Here is a 16,119-nt window from a genome sequence, read left to right on the forward strand (position 1 = left end):
CCTTTCAGGACGCTGATTTCATTCGCTGTTGCGAAAATTGCCCGTGATCGGGCCGATCGTTTTTGGAAGCGTAGAGAGCCGGTCGGGTGACCATATCCACCTTTTCAAGAGCGCCACTTTCCACGGCTCGAAGAGCGGCGTCGGCAACCAGCGTCGCGGCATAGCCGTCCCATGTGGAAGGGCCGGTCGCAGTCCCCTGCCCCGCCGCGACGATCCACTCGCGGAATTCCTGATCGTAGGCCTCTATGAAGCGTTCGCGCCAATCTATCGGCACGGCCTGACGAACGCCGTGGATGTCCCGGATAATGCTTGCGGGGCGAAGCGGCAGGCTCACCGTACCGGCTTCGCAACTGACCTCTCCGCGGATGTCATAGCCATAGGCAATGTTCACGGAGATCTCGACATCAACAAGCGCGCCGGAGGCCATGTGCAGGAGCACCACGACTGGATCGCGAAGCTCCTTGCCTCGGCTTGAACGCCGGGGCACGCGGACCTCAACGCCCGCAACCTCATCATCGAGCAGCCAACGCGAAATGTCGGCGTCGTGGACGAGCGTGTCGTTGAGCGGCATCTCCGACGTATATAGTCCCTCTGGGACAGAGGCGTTTCGATGCGTCGAGTGGAACATCAACGGGGCGCCGAGCGCGCCGTCGTCCAGAGTTGCTTTCAAGCGGCGATAATCGGCATCGAACCGCCGCATGAAACCGACTTGAACAAGACGCCGGCCGAAGGCGACTTCAGCGTCCATCACACGGCGGGCCGCCGCCGCCGTCGTCACCAACGGCTTTTCGCAGAAAACGGGCTTTCCGACAGCGATGCATTCCAGAAGCTGTTCCTCATGCGCCGGCCCCCAGGAGCAGACGACGACCGCCTCGACTGTTTCGGCCCGAATGAGCTCACGGGCCGTATCGAATACCGTCGCTCCATCAGGCGCGACCAAGGCTGCGCGAGCGGCATCAATATCGTTCACCGCGACGACATTGACGCCGGAGAGCACCTTCGTCAGGCGGCGGATATGATCCTGCCCAATCATGCCGGTGCCGATCACTCCAACGTTGAGGCTCATTTCGCGCTCCAATACTTGTCGACGTAACGCTGCATTTCGGAACGCATGAACTTGCCGGAGTGATCGGCCTTGTCTTCCCAGGCAAAGACGCAGGCCGTCATGATGCCGTCGAAACCGATGTCTGCGAGGGTGCTGAAGAAATCATCCCAGGGGACTTCTCCCTGACCGATATTCAGATGCTGATGTATACGCGCCTGCGTGCCGGGCGGATTGAGGATGTAGCGCAGGCCGGAAGACGCCTTATGGTTAAACGTGTCGCCGACATGGACATGCGCGAGCACATCCTTGGCTTCGCGCAGCATCGCCTTGGTGTCGTCCCCGAAATAGAAGGTGTGAGGCGCGCAATAGAGGAACTTGACGTTCTTGGAATTGACCGTGCGGATGATGTCGAGCGCCGGCTGAAGGGTCTCGCACCAATCCTCCGGATGCGGCTCGACATGGAGGTTGATGCCCTCCTTTTCGAAAATCGGCACAAGCTCTTCCATCGAGCGCCACCAGGCGTCTTCGCAGGCTTCGATCATCGAGCCGGTATGGCAGCAATAGCAGGAGCCCTTGTCGGGATGCGGGCCACGCCCGAATTCCGAGTTCATGACATCCACTTCCAGCTCGACCGCAATCTGGATGGCGCGCTTCCAGTGCTTGACCGCGGCTTGGCGCTCGACCTCGTCATTCGAGGCCCAGCGATACATCGGCAGGAGCGATGCAATGCCGACGTCCGCGTCCTTCAACGCGCGTTTGAACGATTTGATGCGTTCGGGAAACACGCGCGGCGCCTTGAACCACTCAAGGAAATCCCCACGCGGAGAAAGTTCAATCCAATCGTAGCCAAGTTCCTTCACCTTCGAGGGCAGGTCCTCGAGGGAGAGATGGCGGTGCATAAAGGGGTCGATAGCGATTTTCATGAATGGTTACCCGAAAAAGGTTGCACTTAGAGATCCCACCCGCGAGGGCGGGTGAGCCGGTTTCGTGTTTGTCGTCGTGTCTCGTGTCGGTAGCGTTCAGGCTACCGAGGCGTGCCCGCTGTTTGCATGGGCTTCGATCTCGGCCTCCAGCTCGGCCATCGCCTCGCCGCCCGCCATGAGATCGGTAATTTCTTCGCGGCTTTTCTCACCCTTGCGGAAGTCGGCCGCCTTTTCGCCCTTGATCAGGACCGCGAAATGATCGCCAACCGTCATCGCGTGGATGACATTGTGGGTAATGAAGATGACGGCCAGGCCGCGCTTTCGTGCCTCAAGCACGATGCGCAGTACATGCGCTGCTTCCTTGACCCCGAGCGCGGCCGTCGGCTCATCCAGGATCAGCACGCGGGCGCCGAAATGGACCGCGCGGGCGATGGCGAGCGACTGGCGCTCACCGCCGGAGAGGCCACCGATGAGGCGATCGCCATCGTCAATCCGGGTGATGCCGAATTCGCGAACCGCTTTGACGGCAATCTCGTTGGCGGTCTTGCGATCGTAGATCTTGAAGGGACCGAGCCCTTTCGTCGGCTCCCGCCCCACAAAGAAGGATCGACCGATACTCATCAGCGGAAACGTGCCGCCAAATTGATGAACGGTGGCGATGCCCATATCGGCGGCTTCACGCGGATTGTTGAACGACAAGGGCTGGCCCTCGAATTTCACGGTACCGCTGGTCGGCTTGTAGACGCCGGCAAAGGTCTTGATGAGCGTCGACTTGCCCGCACCATTGTCCCCGAGAAGGCAAAGGACTTCGCCGGAGTGAACTTGCAGATTGATGTTATGGAGGACATCGATAGGACCGAACGACTTGTTGACGTTCTCGAGTTCCATGATCGGCGTTTTCATTGGCCCGACCTCACTTCTTTTTCGGCGCGTAGGTAAGCGCCATGTTACGGAAAGTGTTGTTCATCAGCACAGCAACGAGCAGCATGATGCCGATGATGAGGCTCGACCAATTGCGGTCGATGCTGGTGAAGTAGATGCCCTGGTTGACGATGGCGAAAGTGATCGTTCCAAAGAAGATCCCGATGGCCGAACCAAATCCGCCCGTCAGAAGCACGCCGCCCACCACGACCGAGACGACCGCGTTGAATATGTAGTTCATCCCGCCGGAGACCTGGGCCGAATTGAACAGGATGGCGCCGCACATGCCGACGAACGATGCGCTGGTCGAGGAGAGCACGAAGAGCCAGACCGTCAGGCGGCGTGTCGGAATACCGGCGTTGCGCGCGCTTTCCTTGTCGCCGCCCATGGCGAAGATCCAGTTGCCGAAGCGGGTTTGATGGAGAACCACTGCATAAATCGCAGTCACCGCCAGCCACCAGAGAATGATGATCTGATAGTTGCCGCCGAGCAGTTGGCCGAAGATCATCTTGGCCCATTCGGGAGCATTCAACGGAACGCTGGCGTTGCCCGTGATCAGCACGGAAGCCGTCAGCACGATGCCTTGCATGGCGACGAGGGTACCGAGGGTGATGATGAGCGAAGGTACCGAGGTGCGAACGGCGAGAATACCGTTCAGCAGGCCGACCAGAATGCCGATCCCCAGCGCTGCCCCGATGCCGACGACGATTGGCAATCCATAGTAGCCGGAGATGACCGCAATGCTCATGGACCCTGCCGGGATCATCGCACCGATCGAGATGTCCAGTTCGCCGGCGATCATGAGCAAGCCGACGGGAAGCGCAACGATGCCGAGATTGGCCGCAAAGTTCACCCAGCTTGCCGCGCCGAAGAGATTGCCGAGCTGGACGCCTCCGAAGATCACATAGAAGGCGATGACGACGATAAGGCTGAGAATCGATCCGGCCTCGGGACGCCGCACCAGATTTCTGAAATCGGGTCTGTACATAGCTTCCCCCTCAGTTCTTTTTCTTTGCGGAGTAAGACAACGCCATCTTGCGGAAGGTGTCGTTCATCAGAACAGCAACCAGCAAAAGTGCACCGATGATCACGCTGCCCATGTTGGGGTCGAAGCTCGTGAAAAAGATGCCCTGGTTGACCATCGCGAAAGTGATGGTGCCCAAAACCACGCCGATGATCGATCCGAAGCCGCCGGTCAGGAGAACGCCGCCGATCACCACGCACATGATGGAGTTGAATATGAAGGATTGGCCCGCCGCGACTTGGGCGCTCTGGTAGACCATTGCCTGGCTTACACCGACAAAGGCTGCGCAGAAGCTGCTGATCATGAAGAGCGAGATCGTCAGGCGCTCGGTCGGAATGCCGGCATTGCGGGCGCTGACCCTGTCGCCACCCATGGCAAAAATCCAATTGCCGTAGGGCGAAATGTGCAGCAGATAGGCCAGAAGCGCCGCGAAGAGAATCCACCAGAAGATCGTGACCTGGAACATGCCCGCGATGAACTGCCCGAACAACGCCTTCGACAACTCATGGGGAACGATGGCAGTGCTGGTGGAGCCGGTCAGCAAGACCGCGAAACCCAAGGTCAGCCCCATAACGGCGAACATGACGCCGATCGTGACGATGAGCGACGGAACGCCTGTTCGCAACACGAGATAGCCGTTCACGAAACCGACGAGAAGGCCCATGATCAGCGCCGCAGCGATACCAACGCTGTCCGGTGCGCCATAGTAGCCGGAGATGATTGCCACGGTCAGAGACGAGGCCGGAATGACGGCGCCGACGGACAGGTCGAGTTCACCGGCAATCATCAAAAGTCCGATCGGAAGCGCAACGATGCCGATTTCGGCTGCAACGTTCAACCAGCTCGCAAAGCCCGCCGCCGAAACAAAGACTTCTCCTGCGAAAATCGCAAAGAAAACAAACACGGCGATCATGCCGAGAAAGGAGCCTACTTCGGGCCGACGCGACAGTCGTCCAATTGAAGCCCGGAACCCTACGCTGGCGGGCATCGTGGTGGCGACCTTATTCTGGGTGGCTAAAGCCATTACTTCCTCCCCGAAGGTTAAGGGTGAACTCGACCGGCGCCGCACCGCCCGGCGCTTATGGCCGGGCAATGCAGTCGTCGATTGCCCGCGACGCGCTTAGCGAGCGCCGCCCTTCACTCCCGCAAGCGTGGCTTCGACGTTTGACGCGTCGACAATCCCAGGACCGGTCAGGATTTCGCGGGTCGGCACGGTCAGGCCATAATTCACATTGCCGTTCAGGATCGACACGGCCAGATAGCCCTGCAGATAGCCTTGCTGGTCGATCGTGAACATCTGCGTGCCGCTCTTGATATTGTTGAGGATGGTCTCGTCCATGTTGACGCCGCCGACCTTGACCTTGCCGACTTTGCCGGACTGCATGATGCCGTTGATCGCGGAATTCGCGTCGACGTTTCCGATCGTGTAGACGCCGCCGACATCCGGATGCTGGAGCAGATAGGCTTTCACGGCCTGGGCAACCGCTGTGGAATTGCCGAAGGATGTTGCCGGCAGCGGCAATGTATCTCCCTTGCCGCCCGCTTCCTTGACGCCATCGGTCATGCCCTTGCAGTGCGCTTCGATGTTGGCTGCACCCGGAAGCGTGTTGATGCAGACCAGGCTTTTGATGTCGTTCTTCGCGAAATATTTGCCGGCGGCAACGCCAGCCTTGTAGTCGTCGCTGCCAATGTAATTCATGGCGCCCAGACGATCCGCGGCGGCAACACCGCCTGCATTATAAATGATCAGAGGGATCTTCTTGTCGACGACAGCCTTGAATGCAGGGTCCATCGCTTCCGGGACCCAGTCGGGGCCGACGATGGCGTCCGCGCCCTGGGAGATGGCTTGGCGGATCAGTTCGGCCGCATCGACGCCGAGATTGTCGTAGTTCTGCGGGCCGAGCCAAGTGACGGAACCGCCCTGTGCCTTCACAACAGCACCGGCATCCTCTGCACCGCGCTTTACGATCGACCAGAACGGGTCGTCAGGCTTTCCGCCGACGACAAAGATTTTTGCAGCGAACGCTGTCGTAGCACCCATGGACAGGGCAACAGTCGTCAGCAGCGCTGCACCGATAAACTTCATGCGTTTCATATCTTCCTCCCGAGCCCCATCAATTGGGGACCACAATGCGACACGATGTTTAATCCTTGAGATGCCATTGCGAAACTGTAATACTGACACGTAGGTGATTTTGTTTCATAACGTGTCTTTCAAAAATGACACTTTGCGGGAGCTGTCATGAATAGACCAACCATCGCCGATCTGGCGCGAGCATCGGATGTGAGCCTTTCGACAGTGAACAGGCTTCTCCACGGGACGGGCTCGGTCAGGCAAGACACAGTTGACCGCATTTTGAAGGCCGCAGACGAAATCGGCTTCTACGGCCTGGGCGCGCTACGCGAACGAAAGCGGGACAACCTGCCCCATCGAACGCTTGCCTTTCTGATGCAGCAGTCTCACAGACCGCTGTATCAAATGTGGGCCGAGGCGCTGACGAATTCGGCCTTGCGTCACCGCGATGTGGTCATTGAGCCCAATGTCGTATTCGAGGACGATCTTTCGCCCGAGGCGGTTTCTGCCAATCTCCTGAAAATGGGAGAAACCGCGGACGCCGTCGCGATGATTACGGCCGATCATCCGCTGGTCAGCCAGGCGATAGACGAATTGCGGAGCAAGGGGGTGCCGGCGGTCGCATTCGTGACCGACATCTCCGCAGCGAGCCGTGCGGGGTTCGTCGGCACGGACAACTGGAAAATCGGCCGCACCGCGGCGTGGTTTATAAACCAGGCGGCACATGAGCCCGGGAAAGTATTCCCCTTGATCGGAAGCAATCGCTACCAGTGCCAGGACATAGCGGATGCAAGCTTTCGGTCCTATATGCGCGAGCACGCACCGCAGCTCCATGTCAGCGAACCGCTGCTGACTTATGAAGAGCCCAACAATGCCTATGAAATCGTGCGGAACCTCTTGGCAGTTGAAAACGAGCTTTGCGGCCTGTTCGTCAATGGCGGGGGGATTTCCGGCGTATTGCGCGCCGTGCGTGAATTATCGCCGGACAGGCAGCATAAGGTGAAGATCGTATCCCGCGATGTCGGACCGGAGACGAGGAAGGGGTTGAGCGAGAGGCTCATCACCGCGTCGCTCTGCCATCCCTCGGAAAAGATGGCAGAGGAACTGATCGACGTCATGTTGCGGCGCGTCGAATCGAGAGACACGCCCTCGATCGAGCAGCGGATCGTTCCCTTCGATATCTTAACGCCGGAAAGCATGTGGACTTGATCCAACTCTACGCAGCAAGGACGTCACGCCTCACTGCGTACCTACTTATCCGTCGCGAACGCTTCAGTGCTCGACCCGCTGGGTCTCGTGCGCCTTGATGACGGCGTCCGCCTCCTTGCCGTAAAGCTCCTCGAAGTGATCGAAGGCCTTGGAGAAATAACCGATGCCTTGCGTCGCCGAACGCAGTGCCCGGGCCAGGTCGTCAAGTGCGCTGCCCGGAACGAGCGCGCGGAAAATATCCCATCCCTTGGCGGCTTCATCCCGGTCGAAGCCAAGTACCTGACCTTTGAGAGCGGAGACGATCTGGACGAGATTGCCCGAATAGACCGACGGAATGTGGATTTCGCTGCGGAAGATCGGCTGCATTAGGACAGTCGATCCTTCGGAAAGCGCCTGTCGCACTCCCATCCTCGACGCGGTCCGGAAGGCGTGTTCCGAACTGTCGACGGCATGATGCTGGCCATCCGATAGGGTCACGCCGACATCGATGACCTGAAAACCGAGTGGCCCTTTCTCCATCGCTTCGCGTGCGCCTGCTTCGACCGCCGGGATATAGTTGCGCGGAACGACGCCGCCCTTGACTGTTTCATTGAAGGTGAAGCCCTGACCGCGGGCGTTGGGGTGAATGTTCAGCTTCACATCCGCGAATTGCCCTGCGCCGCCGGTCTGTTTGCGATGGCGGTAATGAACATCCGATGATTTCGCGATCGTCTCGCGGTAGATCGGGCTGGGCGTCCGGTCGGTCACGTCGATATGAAAGACATCGGCCAGGGTTCGGCAGAGATCGCGCAGATGCACCGGTCCCTGGGCGCGAACGAGCTGGGCGCCGGTGCCCTCTTCCTGCAAGACGATCAGGCCGCGATCCGTCTCGGAAAGTTTTGCCAGCGTTTCGGATAGCTTGTTTTCATCGCGTTCGCTGCCCGGAACCAGGATTCTTTCAAGCATGGGCGTCGGTGGTTCCGTCCACTCGGGCGGGGCGACCGTCGCGTCCGATGTCAACAGCGAAGGCACGGGCAGGTGATCTGACTTGACCGCCGCGAAGACATCTCCCGGCGCAGGCACGACAGCCGCATTGGACTTTCCGTTTGCGGGACCCTGCACGGCGCCGAGGCTGGAGCCGCCCAGCGATGCGCCCTGCCGCAGCCCCTCGCCCAGCGCACGCACCAACACCGTCTTGCCGATATTCTGACGATGATAGGCATGGAAGCTCACCGCTGTCAGCCTCCCTTCCTCGACGGAGGCCGCGCGAGCAAGACGCTGGCGAAGAGCCGTGACCTGCGGCGCCTCATGGCGCAACGCCTTCATCAGCCTCATCATGCCGTTTCCGTGACTTGCGGCACCGATCAGCACCGGGATAACCCTGTTTTCCTTCAAGACCCGCGATGAAATGGCATAAAGCGCGTCGCTCGCCGGTTCCCGGTCCTCGATCAGTTCCTCGAGGAGCCAGTCGTCGAATTCGGACAGATGCTCCAGGAGCTCGGTGCGCGCTTCCTGCTCGCGTTCGGCGGCACTTTCGGGGATTGCGATCAGCGCCGAAGTCTGGCCTTCCCGGTACTGCCATGCCCGCTCCGAAATCAGATCGCAGCTCCCGACGATCCTGTCCCCCTCGCGGATCGGGACCTGGCGAAGCAGAAGGGCGTGATTGGCGTAATCTTGAAGCGCTGCAATTACATCCCTCAGCCGCCCCCTTGGTTCATCCATCCGGTTGACAAAGAGGATGCAAGGCGTCCCCGAGGACTCGATCACGCGCAGATAGGGCGCGGCAAGCACAGCCTCCTCGGGAGCCGGTGAAATGCACAGGATGCAGGCGTCGCTGGCAAGAAGGGCATGCTGCACATGCGCCAGCGCTTCGTTGGGTCCCGGCGCATCCAGCGCACACCAGGTTTCGTTCGCAAAGGTAAATTCCGTCAGGTTCAGCCCGTAAGGGGAGCTGGATTTTCTCGGCGGCCCTTCCAGGGAGCTGAGCTTTTCAACGACCGTCGATTTTCCGGTCTGCGAGGGTCCAAGTACGGTAAAACAGCGCATCGGTATTCCTCCAACTGCCATAAAGTACAATTTTCGGCCAACACAGGATGCCCCGAACCGCGGCAAGGCGCCAGAGGCACATTTTTCTTATTAAGATGTAGGTGAGATTAGCTTGTGTTCGCTGTGATCGTGGTGAGATCGATTTGATCGGACCGGTAAGGTCGGAAGCAAGAATCTCCGTTGCGCCTCGCCTGGGGGCGACCGTGTCGGCGGCCCGCCCTCCCCTCATCGGGTTGCCAATCAGAATGAATTGACGATGTCGCCGCCGGACCGCATTTGCTGGACCATTTTATGCGCATGATAATGCATGGCGCATTTGATGGCATAGATCTGTAGGATCACGGGAGAACGACGGCGCAAAAGGAGTTTCCAGAGGCGTTGGCGATAAATATTGCGCAGCTCCGCATCCTGGACCCGGCGCATCAATCTCGTGAAAATGCCCGCAGCTTCAAAGGCCCATGTGAGATTTAAGGCGATGAGGCGGATGGGATGGCGGCGCAGATGGCGCAGGCGCGAGCGTTCCGGCTGAATACGGGCATCGAGATAAAGCGCATCAAGCCTGTCGAAATAGGCAGCGGGCTGGTGAAGATCGCTCAACACGGAGAGATAGCCGTCGCGCAGGGTTTCCCGGCTGAGATTAAGGGGAATGACATTGGTGCCAAAGGCTGGAGGATCATCGTGATCCAGCCGTCCCTCCTTCTCTAGGCGCGTATAAAGCGGCGTCTTGGGAATGGCGGCCAGCATACCGATCATGGCGTTGACGATCCGCGCGTCCTTGATGAAGACGCGTTGGGCTTCGAAGATCGTCGGGTCGTCGCTGTCGAAACCCAAGATCATGCCGCACCACACTTCCATTCCGGTCTGCTGGATGATGTGGATTTTCTCCAGCATCGTGCCGCCTTTTCTGAGATTCTGGAGTTTCTTGGTTTCGCGCAGTGCTGCTTCGTTCGGCGTCTCGACGCCGATGAAGACGACACGGATATTGGCATCGACCATGAGCTGCATCAGCTCGTCATCGTCAGCAAGATCGATTGAGGCTTCGGTGAGGAACGTCATCGGATAGTGGTTGCGTTCCTGCCAAGCAACGACGTCGCGCAGAACCTCCTTGATCGCCTTCTTGTTGCCGATGAGATTGTCGTCGACGATGAATGCCGTATCCATTCCGGCGGACAACAATGCCTCCATCTCGGCTATGATCTGTGCGCTGGCCTTGATCCGCGGCTTGCGCCCGAACACGACGATAATATCGCAGAAGTCACAGGTGAACGGACAGCCTCGCGAGAACTGGATGCTGCCGACCGCATATTCATCCATTTTCAGCAGATCGAAACGCGGGATCGGCACCTTGCTCATGTCGGTCTTGTCGGATTGCGCGTAACGCCCGGCATGACGACCCTCCGCCCATTCGAGCAAGAACTGCGGCCAGGTCTCCTCGGCCTCGCCGATGAAAGTGACGTCGACAAGTCCCTCGAAATAGTCCTCCTTGACCGTGACCCACGGTCCTCCGACCACGGTGAAACAATTGCGTTCTCGAAGCTCGGTCAGGATTTCCTTCATCCGAAACCGCTGGACGATCATGCCCGTGAGCGCGACGATATCCGCTTGCGCGCACAGATCGTAATCGATCGGCTCGACATTCTCGTCCACAAGCGTGACGGTGTGTTCGGCAGGCGTGAGCGCCGCCAGCAGAGGCAAGCAGGCGACTGGAAGGTTCGCCTTTACGTCAAACAATGGAAGCGCGTGTTCCATGCCCCAATAAGAGGTTTCGAAACGCGGATTGATGATGATGATATGAGCCATTGAATCCACCGCTCCATGACTTGGAGGATCTAGTACGGTATTCTGCTAAGGCTATTTTCGGTTGGATTGGGCTTGATGCTTGTTCCGCTATCCCAACCCGAACGGGAGCCATATCTCTGGCGGCAGCACAGAATGCAGTATTAGCAGCCGTAAATGAGCTCAAAATTAAATTTCGATGAGCTAACGAAAGGCGGTAGCTTATCGAGCGTCGGCAATTTCAATTCATCAGAACAGACCGTTGGTACACCGAGAACCGCTTGATCCGCTTTCCTGACACGGAGGACTATCCAATGGCAGAACCCGTGAACATCGCGCGGCGCTTCCTGGAACTTGCAAGCCGGGCAGGCGTTGACGAAGATTCGACATTGAGGTGGTCTGCCGTGTCTTTCCTCGCGCGGCTCGCCCTGACCTTATCCATTGGCCTCTTCCCAAGCTTGGCCGCGGCGGACGACAGCGGTTTCCTTCAATCTCTGCAGGGAAAATGGAGTGGCAAGGGAACCATCATCAGGCGGCTGGGAACCTCGCCAATCGACGTCACATGTACATTTGCAGTGACGGCGAGCGCGCCGTCGCTTTCCATGCGCGGCAATTGTCGGGCTTTACTCGTGGTAAGCCGTGCGATCTCGGCGGATCTTCGAGTGAACGGCCAGCGCTACAACGGCGTTTACGTCGGCCCCTCGGGGGGACGCTCCGGCCTGTCTGGAGTGCGTCAGGGCAATACCATCGATCTCGTCGTTCATTGGGCAAAAGAGGTCAACGGCGACCGGTCCGCGAACATGCTAATACAAAAAATCGGCGGCAATAGCCTCAATCTGCGAACGATCGACCGTGATCCGAAAACCGGAAAATCGGCGATAACCAGCGATATCGCGCTTCGACGGATCTAGAACAGTGAGCGGATCGGGGTCGTTTCGCCAACGAAAAGCGGTCTAACCAAGCATCTTCTGACTGCTGATGCCAAGAATGTCGTTTGCAAGAGCGATTGCGATCCCAGCCGCCACGATGAGCACCCCGATTAGAAAAAGACGGCGGGCGCGGTCGTATTTGACGACCAGCAGCGAATCCCTTGCGAGCAAATCGGCGAAGACTTTCACCTGCACGGCAATGCCGACGACCATGACCGCCATCGGCAGAATATCGACGCGGCTCCAGTCGTTCGGACCGGAAACCCAGCGATTGATGAAACTCAACGAGAAACCGACAATAATCCCAACGGCGGTCAAGGATCCGTTGCGAAAGGTCGAATCGATTTTTTCCTGATCGTCCGTTTCCGGCGCCATGTCGCTTTGTGATCCCGTCAATGACGACCAGGTCGTCGAGATAGTTGGTTCAGCCAAGCACCCCTGCTGCTTTCTGTCCAGACCTACCGAGCCTCCCGCTTACTCTGGCTCTCTGCCTTATGGGATTTGCCGAGATATTCTTCGTGCAACCCCTCGATCCGGCTCAGCAGATATTGCACGAAATCGTCGGGCACGGCTTTCGTGAAGGTAAGCTTGGTTCCCGACTTGGCGTAGTTGACCACGGCAAGCGTCAACCCCTTGGAAACGACGTCTTGAACGAGATCCGCAGCGTGCGGAGACGCCTTGTTGGCGGGGGAGACTGCGCTCAGCACGGCGGCAAACCTGCTATCGCTGGAAAGAGGCTGAACGTCCGGTTCCGCGAGAACACGCTCCGCAATCCCTGCAGCATCGGCATTTGCGCTCCAACGCTCCGCCAATTGCACCCAGCGCCGCCGGCCGGTCTCCGGAGCAGCGCCAATGCCCGCCAGGACGGCTTTCGGAAAGCTTCTTGCGACCTGCAGCATCTCGGAGACGTGCGACTTTCCGGTCGCCAGCGAGGCACAGATCACTTCGCGCTTAAACCCTGCCTCTTCCTGGCTGAGGGCGAAAACGCACTTCTCGATAAAGGACAGGTCATCACGGTTGGCATTTTCTTCGCCCTGGATGACGATCGCCTGTTCGTCCGAAAGATCACGGACAATCGCTCTGAACTTAATGCCGAGAAGCTTTGCCGCCGCAAGACGGCGCCGGCCGAAGACGATCTGAAATTTACCGCCCTCCCCGTCGATGGGTCGAACCAGACCGGGGGTGGTCTGTCCGTGCTCACGCATCGACTGTACAAGGTCCTGGAGCCGGTCGGCTTCGTAAGCGCCGTCGAACCGATCCCGTATCTGCGACGGCAAAACCACGTCCACGTCAAGTTCGATAATATGATCCGCATTCCGCAATAGCTTATCGGCAAGTTCGCCGCGCTCCTGAAGCTGGCGAACGCCGGCTGCGACCTTGAGGAGATGCGGCGACGGCGATGTCGCGAGCGGCGGCGTGGATGCCTCCTGGCCGAGCCCGACCAAGAGGTTGGCGAACATGCCTTTGGAATCTTTTCTGCTCATTCGCGCCCCCATGCTCTCCAAAAAAGCTCTTCGATTTCGGCGTTCGCGGCATTGATTGATTCAATTGCGCGGTCATAGGTCTTCGGAGCGGAGAATCTGGCGCGCTGCACTTCGTAAAGGCTCTGCTTCCAAGTCAGGGCATCGGCGACAGCGGTTGACTTGATCACCGAATTCAAAAGAAGATCGTCGCCAAACACCTGCCGCATCAGCGCCGTCATATTCGCCTGCGGATGATCGTTCGGCTCGAATTTGGTGATCAGGAACTTGGCGAAATCCCATTGCGCCGAGGTGCCCACCTGCTCAAGGATCTGCATGTAGGATCCGGCAAGCTCGAGGAATTTTGCCGTCGAGTCGACATCGAGCATATGGGCGGGAACAGGGATCAGAACGCCCGTCGCCGCCGTCAGCGACGACAGGGTGAGGAAGTTCAGCGACGGCGCCGAATCCATCAGGATGATGTCGTAGCGATCCGCGATCTGCTCCAATGCCTGCGAAACGCGTAGCAGGAAGCTCGTGCCGGCGGATTTACGCATTTCCAGAGCGACGGCCGTTTCGAATTCCGTCAACTCGAGACCGGCGCAGATAACATCGAAGCCGGCAATATGCGTCTGATGGATCACCTGCTCGGTGGGCACAGGATCTTCGAAACGAATGGCCGAATAGAGCGTGTCGCCATCGCGGTAATCGAAATCGGGCAGGCTTCCGTGAAGGCTGGTCAACGACGCCTGCGGATCGAGATCCACCGCAAGCACGCGATAACCTTTCAAGGCCAGATAATGGCCGAGATGAATCGTGGTCGATGTTTTGCTGGAACCGCCCTTGAAATTCGTGACGGCCAGGATCTGGCATTGTTCGGCGCCTATCCGGCGCGGGTTCATCCGCTTCTTCCGGCCATTTTGCGCGAGGTGCATCCTAAGCTCGAGGATCTGCTCCATCGTGTAGAGACGCCGACCATTTGCGACTTCCGGTGACGGCCCCTGCTCTTTCAGCGAAATCTGCCTGATATAAGCCTCTGTAACGTTGAGCAGCTCAGCGACCTCGGAGGAGCTGAATTTGCGCATCGTGCGGCGGGCATTCGGGGGAAATTGCGCGAGGCTAAGATTGCCCAGCGCAACGTCGAGTTTCGCAGAGAATGTCTGCATGAAGGCGAGGCTGCTCAGATGTCGTGTCACGGCACTCTCCCATTTTGGCCGGCTTACTAAGCGCCTCGATGGTAAATGTTTAATGAAGGATCTCGTAATTACGCTGAATGCCGATATTACTCACATTTTGCGTAGATAAAGAGGTAGCGCGATTCTATCGGCGGGAGCAACCGCGCGGGTTCCCCGCGGGGAACTTTTACCCTGATACGTCAAAATAAGGGAGTTCCCCACGGGGAACATTGCGGTGCGGCAGGCGAGCTTGGTAGCGTAGTGCTGTTAAACGGCGCGCGCGCACCATCCTTTGTAACCAATTGTATCCGGAGCGGTAAAAGTTACATCCCCATTCAAACCCGAGGGGATCGCGACACATCGCGGATACATGGAAGCGGTTTCTTCACGACGACCCAAGGCCCCACTGGAGAGAGATCAATGTCCGAAGACATCAACCATCACCGCCGCCGCTTTTTTGGTACCGCGGCCATGACCATCGCCGCCGCTCAGCTTGGCATGTTCGGAATCGCACAAGCACAGTCCGCGGAGACCAAGCCCACGGCCCTGCCCGCGGTTAAGCCGGGGACGAATACGTCCTTCGGTCCTCTCAAGCAGATTGATGCGGGCGTGCTGAATATCGGATATGCGGAAGCCGGCCCCGCCGATGGTCCACCGGTCATTCTTCTGCATGGCTGGCCTTATGACATCCACAGCTTTGTCGACGTTGCTCCCTTGCTGGCGCAGCAAGGCTACCGCGTGATCATTCCCTATCTGCGCGGCTACGGCACGACGCGCTTTCTTTCAAAGGATACGGTCCGCAATGGCCAGCAGGCGGTCGTCGCTGTCGATATCCTTGCCTTGATGGATGCCCTGAAAATCCAGAAGGCGATCCTTGGCGGCTTCGATTGGGGTGCGCGAACGGTCAACATTCTCGCGGCGCTGTGGCCGGAGCGCTGCAAGGCCATGGTTTCCGTCAGCGGTTATCTGATCGGCAACCAAGAAGCCGGCAAGACTCCGCTGCCGCCGAAGGCCGAGCTTCAATGGTGGTACCAGTACTATTTTGCCACGGAGCGTGGGCAGGCGGGTTACGCAAAATATCGGAGCGACTTTGCCAGGCTTATCTGGCAGATCGCTTCGCCAAAGTGGAATTTCGACGACGCGACCTTCGAACGCAGCGCCGCATCCTTCGACAATCCGGATCACGTTGCCATCGTCATTCACAATTATCGCTGGCGACTGGGCCTCGCGGAAGGCGAGGCGCAATATGACGATCTGGAAAAGCGGCTGGCAAAGGCTCCGGTGATCAGTGCGCCCACCATCACAATGGAAGGCGATGTGAACGGTGCGCCGCATCCCGAACCCGCCGCCTATCGCAATAAGTTTACGGGCAAGTATCAGCATCGGACCATCGATGGCGGCATCGGCCACAACCTGCCGCAGGAGGCCCCGCAAGCTTTCGCCCAGGCGATCATCGACGTCGACAGATTCTGATCTTCCGAGCAGGGCGCCGGCACTGGTATAGAATACCGCTGCCGGCAATAATCTGTTTAGGGCATCGAGCTACCGTTCAAAAATT

14 protein-coding genes are annotated in these 16,119 nt (G+C 58.5%); 3 read left to right on the plus strand and 11 right to left on the minus strand.

What is annotated here, in order from left to right:
• Positions 1–4: 4 nt before the first annotated feature.
• From ACXHXG_RS13950 to ACXHXG_RS13975, 6 genes are all read right to left on the minus strand, one after another.
• Positions 5–1,066: a Gfo/Idh/MocA family oxidoreductase gene (locus tag ACXHXG_RS13950; RefSeq protein ID WP_457899637.1), complete on the minus strand. Its 1,062-nt coding sequence runs from the start codon at positions 1,064–1,066 to the stop codon at positions 5–7.
• Positions 1,063–1,968: a sugar phosphate isomerase/epimerase family protein gene (locus ACXHXG_RS13955; protein ID WP_457899638.1), complete on the minus strand. Its 906-nt coding sequence runs from the start codon at positions 1,966–1,968 to the stop codon at positions 1,063–1,065. Before ACXHXG_RS13955 ends, ACXHXG_RS13950 begins: the two co-directional genes overlap by 4 nt.
• A gap of 96 nt (positions 1,969–2,064) precedes the next feature.
• Positions 2,065–2,871, minus strand: a complete 807-nt coding sequence (locus ACXHXG_RS13960; RefSeq protein WP_104825976.1) for an ATP-binding cassette domain-containing protein — start codon at positions 2,869–2,871, stop codon at positions 2,065–2,067.
• 10 nt (positions 2,872–2,881) lie between these two features.
• Positions 2,882–3,877, minus strand: coding sequence for an ABC transporter permease (locus tag ACXHXG_RS13965; protein ID WP_457899639.1), 996 nt, complete (start codon positions 3,875–3,877; stop codon positions 2,882–2,884).
• Positions 3,878–3,887: 10 nt separating this feature from the next.
• On the minus strand, positions 3,888–4,901 hold the full coding sequence (locus ACXHXG_RS13970) for an ABC transporter permease (protein ID WP_445945049.1): 1,014 nt from the start codon (positions 4,899–4,901) through the stop codon (positions 3,888–3,890).
• Between the two features lie 132 nt (positions 4,902–5,033).
• Positions 5,034–6,008: a sugar ABC transporter substrate-binding protein gene (locus ACXHXG_RS13975; protein WP_285169706.1), complete on the minus strand. Its 975-nt coding sequence runs from the start codon at positions 6,006–6,008 to the stop codon at positions 5,034–5,036.
• 147 nt (positions 6,009–6,155) lie between these two features.
• Between ACXHXG_RS13975 and ACXHXG_RS13980 the strand changes: the two genes are divergently transcribed.
• The gene (locus tag ACXHXG_RS13980; RefSeq protein ID WP_285169707.1) at positions 6,156–7,196 is read left to right on the plus strand and encodes a LacI family DNA-binding transcriptional regulator; all 1,041 of its coding nucleotides are present in this window, start codon (positions 6,156–6,158) and stop codon (positions 7,194–7,196) included.
• Between the two features lie 63 nt (positions 7,197–7,259).
• On the opposite strand, the gene ACXHXG_RS13985 is transcribed toward ACXHXG_RS13980, so the two are convergent.
• Both ACXHXG_RS13985 and ACXHXG_RS13990 read right to left on the minus strand, forming a co-directional pair.
• Positions 7,260–9,221 (minus strand): elongation factor G, encoded by a 1,962-nt coding sequence (locus ACXHXG_RS13985; RefSeq protein WP_283053028.1) that lies wholly within the window; start codon positions 9,219–9,221, stop codon positions 7,260–7,262.
• Between the two features lie 240 nt (positions 9,222–9,461).
• Positions 9,462–11,021: a B12-binding domain-containing radical SAM protein gene (locus ACXHXG_RS13990; protein WP_457899640.1), complete on the minus strand. Its 1,560-nt coding sequence runs from the start codon at positions 11,019–11,021 to the stop codon at positions 9,462–9,464.
• Positions 11,022–11,311: 290 nt separating this feature from the next.
• Between ACXHXG_RS13990 and ACXHXG_RS13995 the strand changes: the two genes are divergently transcribed.
• Entirely contained in the window at positions 11,312–11,908 is a 597-nt protein-coding gene (locus ACXHXG_RS13995) for a hypothetical protein (protein WP_245464138.1), read from the plus strand.
• A 42-nt stretch (positions 11,909–11,950) separates the two neighbouring features.
• Here the strand turns inward: ACXHXG_RS13995 and ACXHXG_RS14000 are convergent, their stop codons facing one another.
• From ACXHXG_RS14000 to repA, 3 genes are all read right to left on the minus strand, one after another.
• On the minus strand, positions 11,951–12,301 hold the full coding sequence (locus tag ACXHXG_RS14000) for a hypothetical protein (protein ID WP_104825970.1): 351 nt from the start codon (positions 12,299–12,301) through the stop codon (positions 11,951–11,953).
• A gap of 83 nt (positions 12,302–12,384) precedes the next feature.
• A complete protein-coding gene (gene repB / locus ACXHXG_RS14005) occupies positions 12,385–13,410 on the minus strand; it encodes a plasmid partitioning protein RepB (RefSeq protein WP_457899641.1) in 1,026 nt (341 codons plus the stop codon).
• Positions 13,407–14,582 carry a plasmid partitioning protein RepA gene (gene repA / locus ACXHXG_RS14010; RefSeq protein WP_283053023.1) on the minus strand — a complete coding sequence of 392 codons (1,176 nt, stop codon included), beginning with the start codon at positions 14,580–14,582 and terminating at the stop codon, positions 13,407–13,409. The genes repB and repA overlap by 4 nt, the downstream gene beginning before the upstream one ends.
• Positions 14,583–14,981: 399 nt before the next feature.
• Between repA and ACXHXG_RS14015 the strand changes: the two genes are divergently transcribed.
• On the plus strand, positions 14,982–16,034 hold the full coding sequence (locus tag ACXHXG_RS14015; RefSeq protein WP_457899642.1) for an alpha/beta fold hydrolase: 1,053 nt from the start codon (positions 14,982–14,984) through the stop codon (positions 16,032–16,034).
• Positions 16,035–16,119 lie beyond the last annotated feature (85 nt).

This window comes from Rhizobium sp. LEGMi-198b (assembly GCF_054114205.1).

Bases quoted from the DNA above. Each gene is read 5' to 3' on its own strand.
- ACXHXG_RS13985 (WP_283053028.1), bottom strand. From the start codon at position 9,221: ATGCGCTGTTTTACCGTACTTGGACCCTCGCAGACCGGAAAATCGACG.
- ACXHXG_RS13990 (WP_457899640.1), bottom strand. From the start codon at position 11,021: ATGGCTCATATCATCATCATCAATCCGCGTTTCGAAACCTCTTATTGG.
- ACXHXG_RS13995 (WP_245464138.1), top strand. From the start codon at position 11,312: ATGGCAGAACCCGTGAACATCGCGCGGCGCTTCCTGGAACTTGCAAGC.
- ACXHXG_RS13980 (WP_285169707.1), top strand. From the start codon at position 6,156: ATGAATAGACCAACCATCGCCGATCTGGCGCGAGCATCGGATGTGAGC.
- ACXHXG_RS13955 (WP_457899638.1), bottom strand. From the start codon at position 1,968: ATGAAAATCGCTATCGACCCCTTTATGCACCGCCATCTCTCCCTCGAG.
- ACXHXG_RS13950 (WP_457899637.1), bottom strand. From the start codon at position 1,066: ATGAGCCTCAACGTTGGAGTGATCGGCACCGGCATGATTGGGCAGGAT.
- repB (WP_457899641.1), bottom strand. From the start codon at position 13,410: ATGAGCAGAAAAGATTCCAAAGGCATGTTCGCCAACCTCTTGGTCGGG.
- ACXHXG_RS13960 (WP_104825976.1), bottom strand. From the start codon at position 2,871: ATGAAAACGCCGATCATGGAACTCGAGAACGTCAACAAGTCGTTCGGT.
- ACXHXG_RS14000 (WP_104825970.1), bottom strand. From the start codon at position 12,301: ATGGCGCCGGAAACGGACGATCAGGAAAAAATCGATTCGACCTTTCGC.
- ACXHXG_RS13965 (WP_457899639.1), bottom strand. From the start codon at position 3,877: ATGTACAGACCCGATTTCAGAAATCTGGTGCGGCGTCCCGAGGCCGGA.
- ACXHXG_RS13970 (WP_445945049.1), bottom strand. From the start codon at position 4,901: ATGCCCGCCAGCGTAGGGTTCCGGGCTTCAATTGGACGACTGTCGCGT.
- ACXHXG_RS14015 (WP_457899642.1), top strand. From the start codon at position 14,982: ATGTCCGAAGACATCAACCATCACCGCCGCCGCTTTTTTGGTACCGCG.
- ACXHXG_RS13975 (WP_285169706.1), bottom strand. From the start codon at position 6,008: ATGAAACGCATGAAGTTTATCGGTGCAGCGCTGCTGACGACTGTTGCC.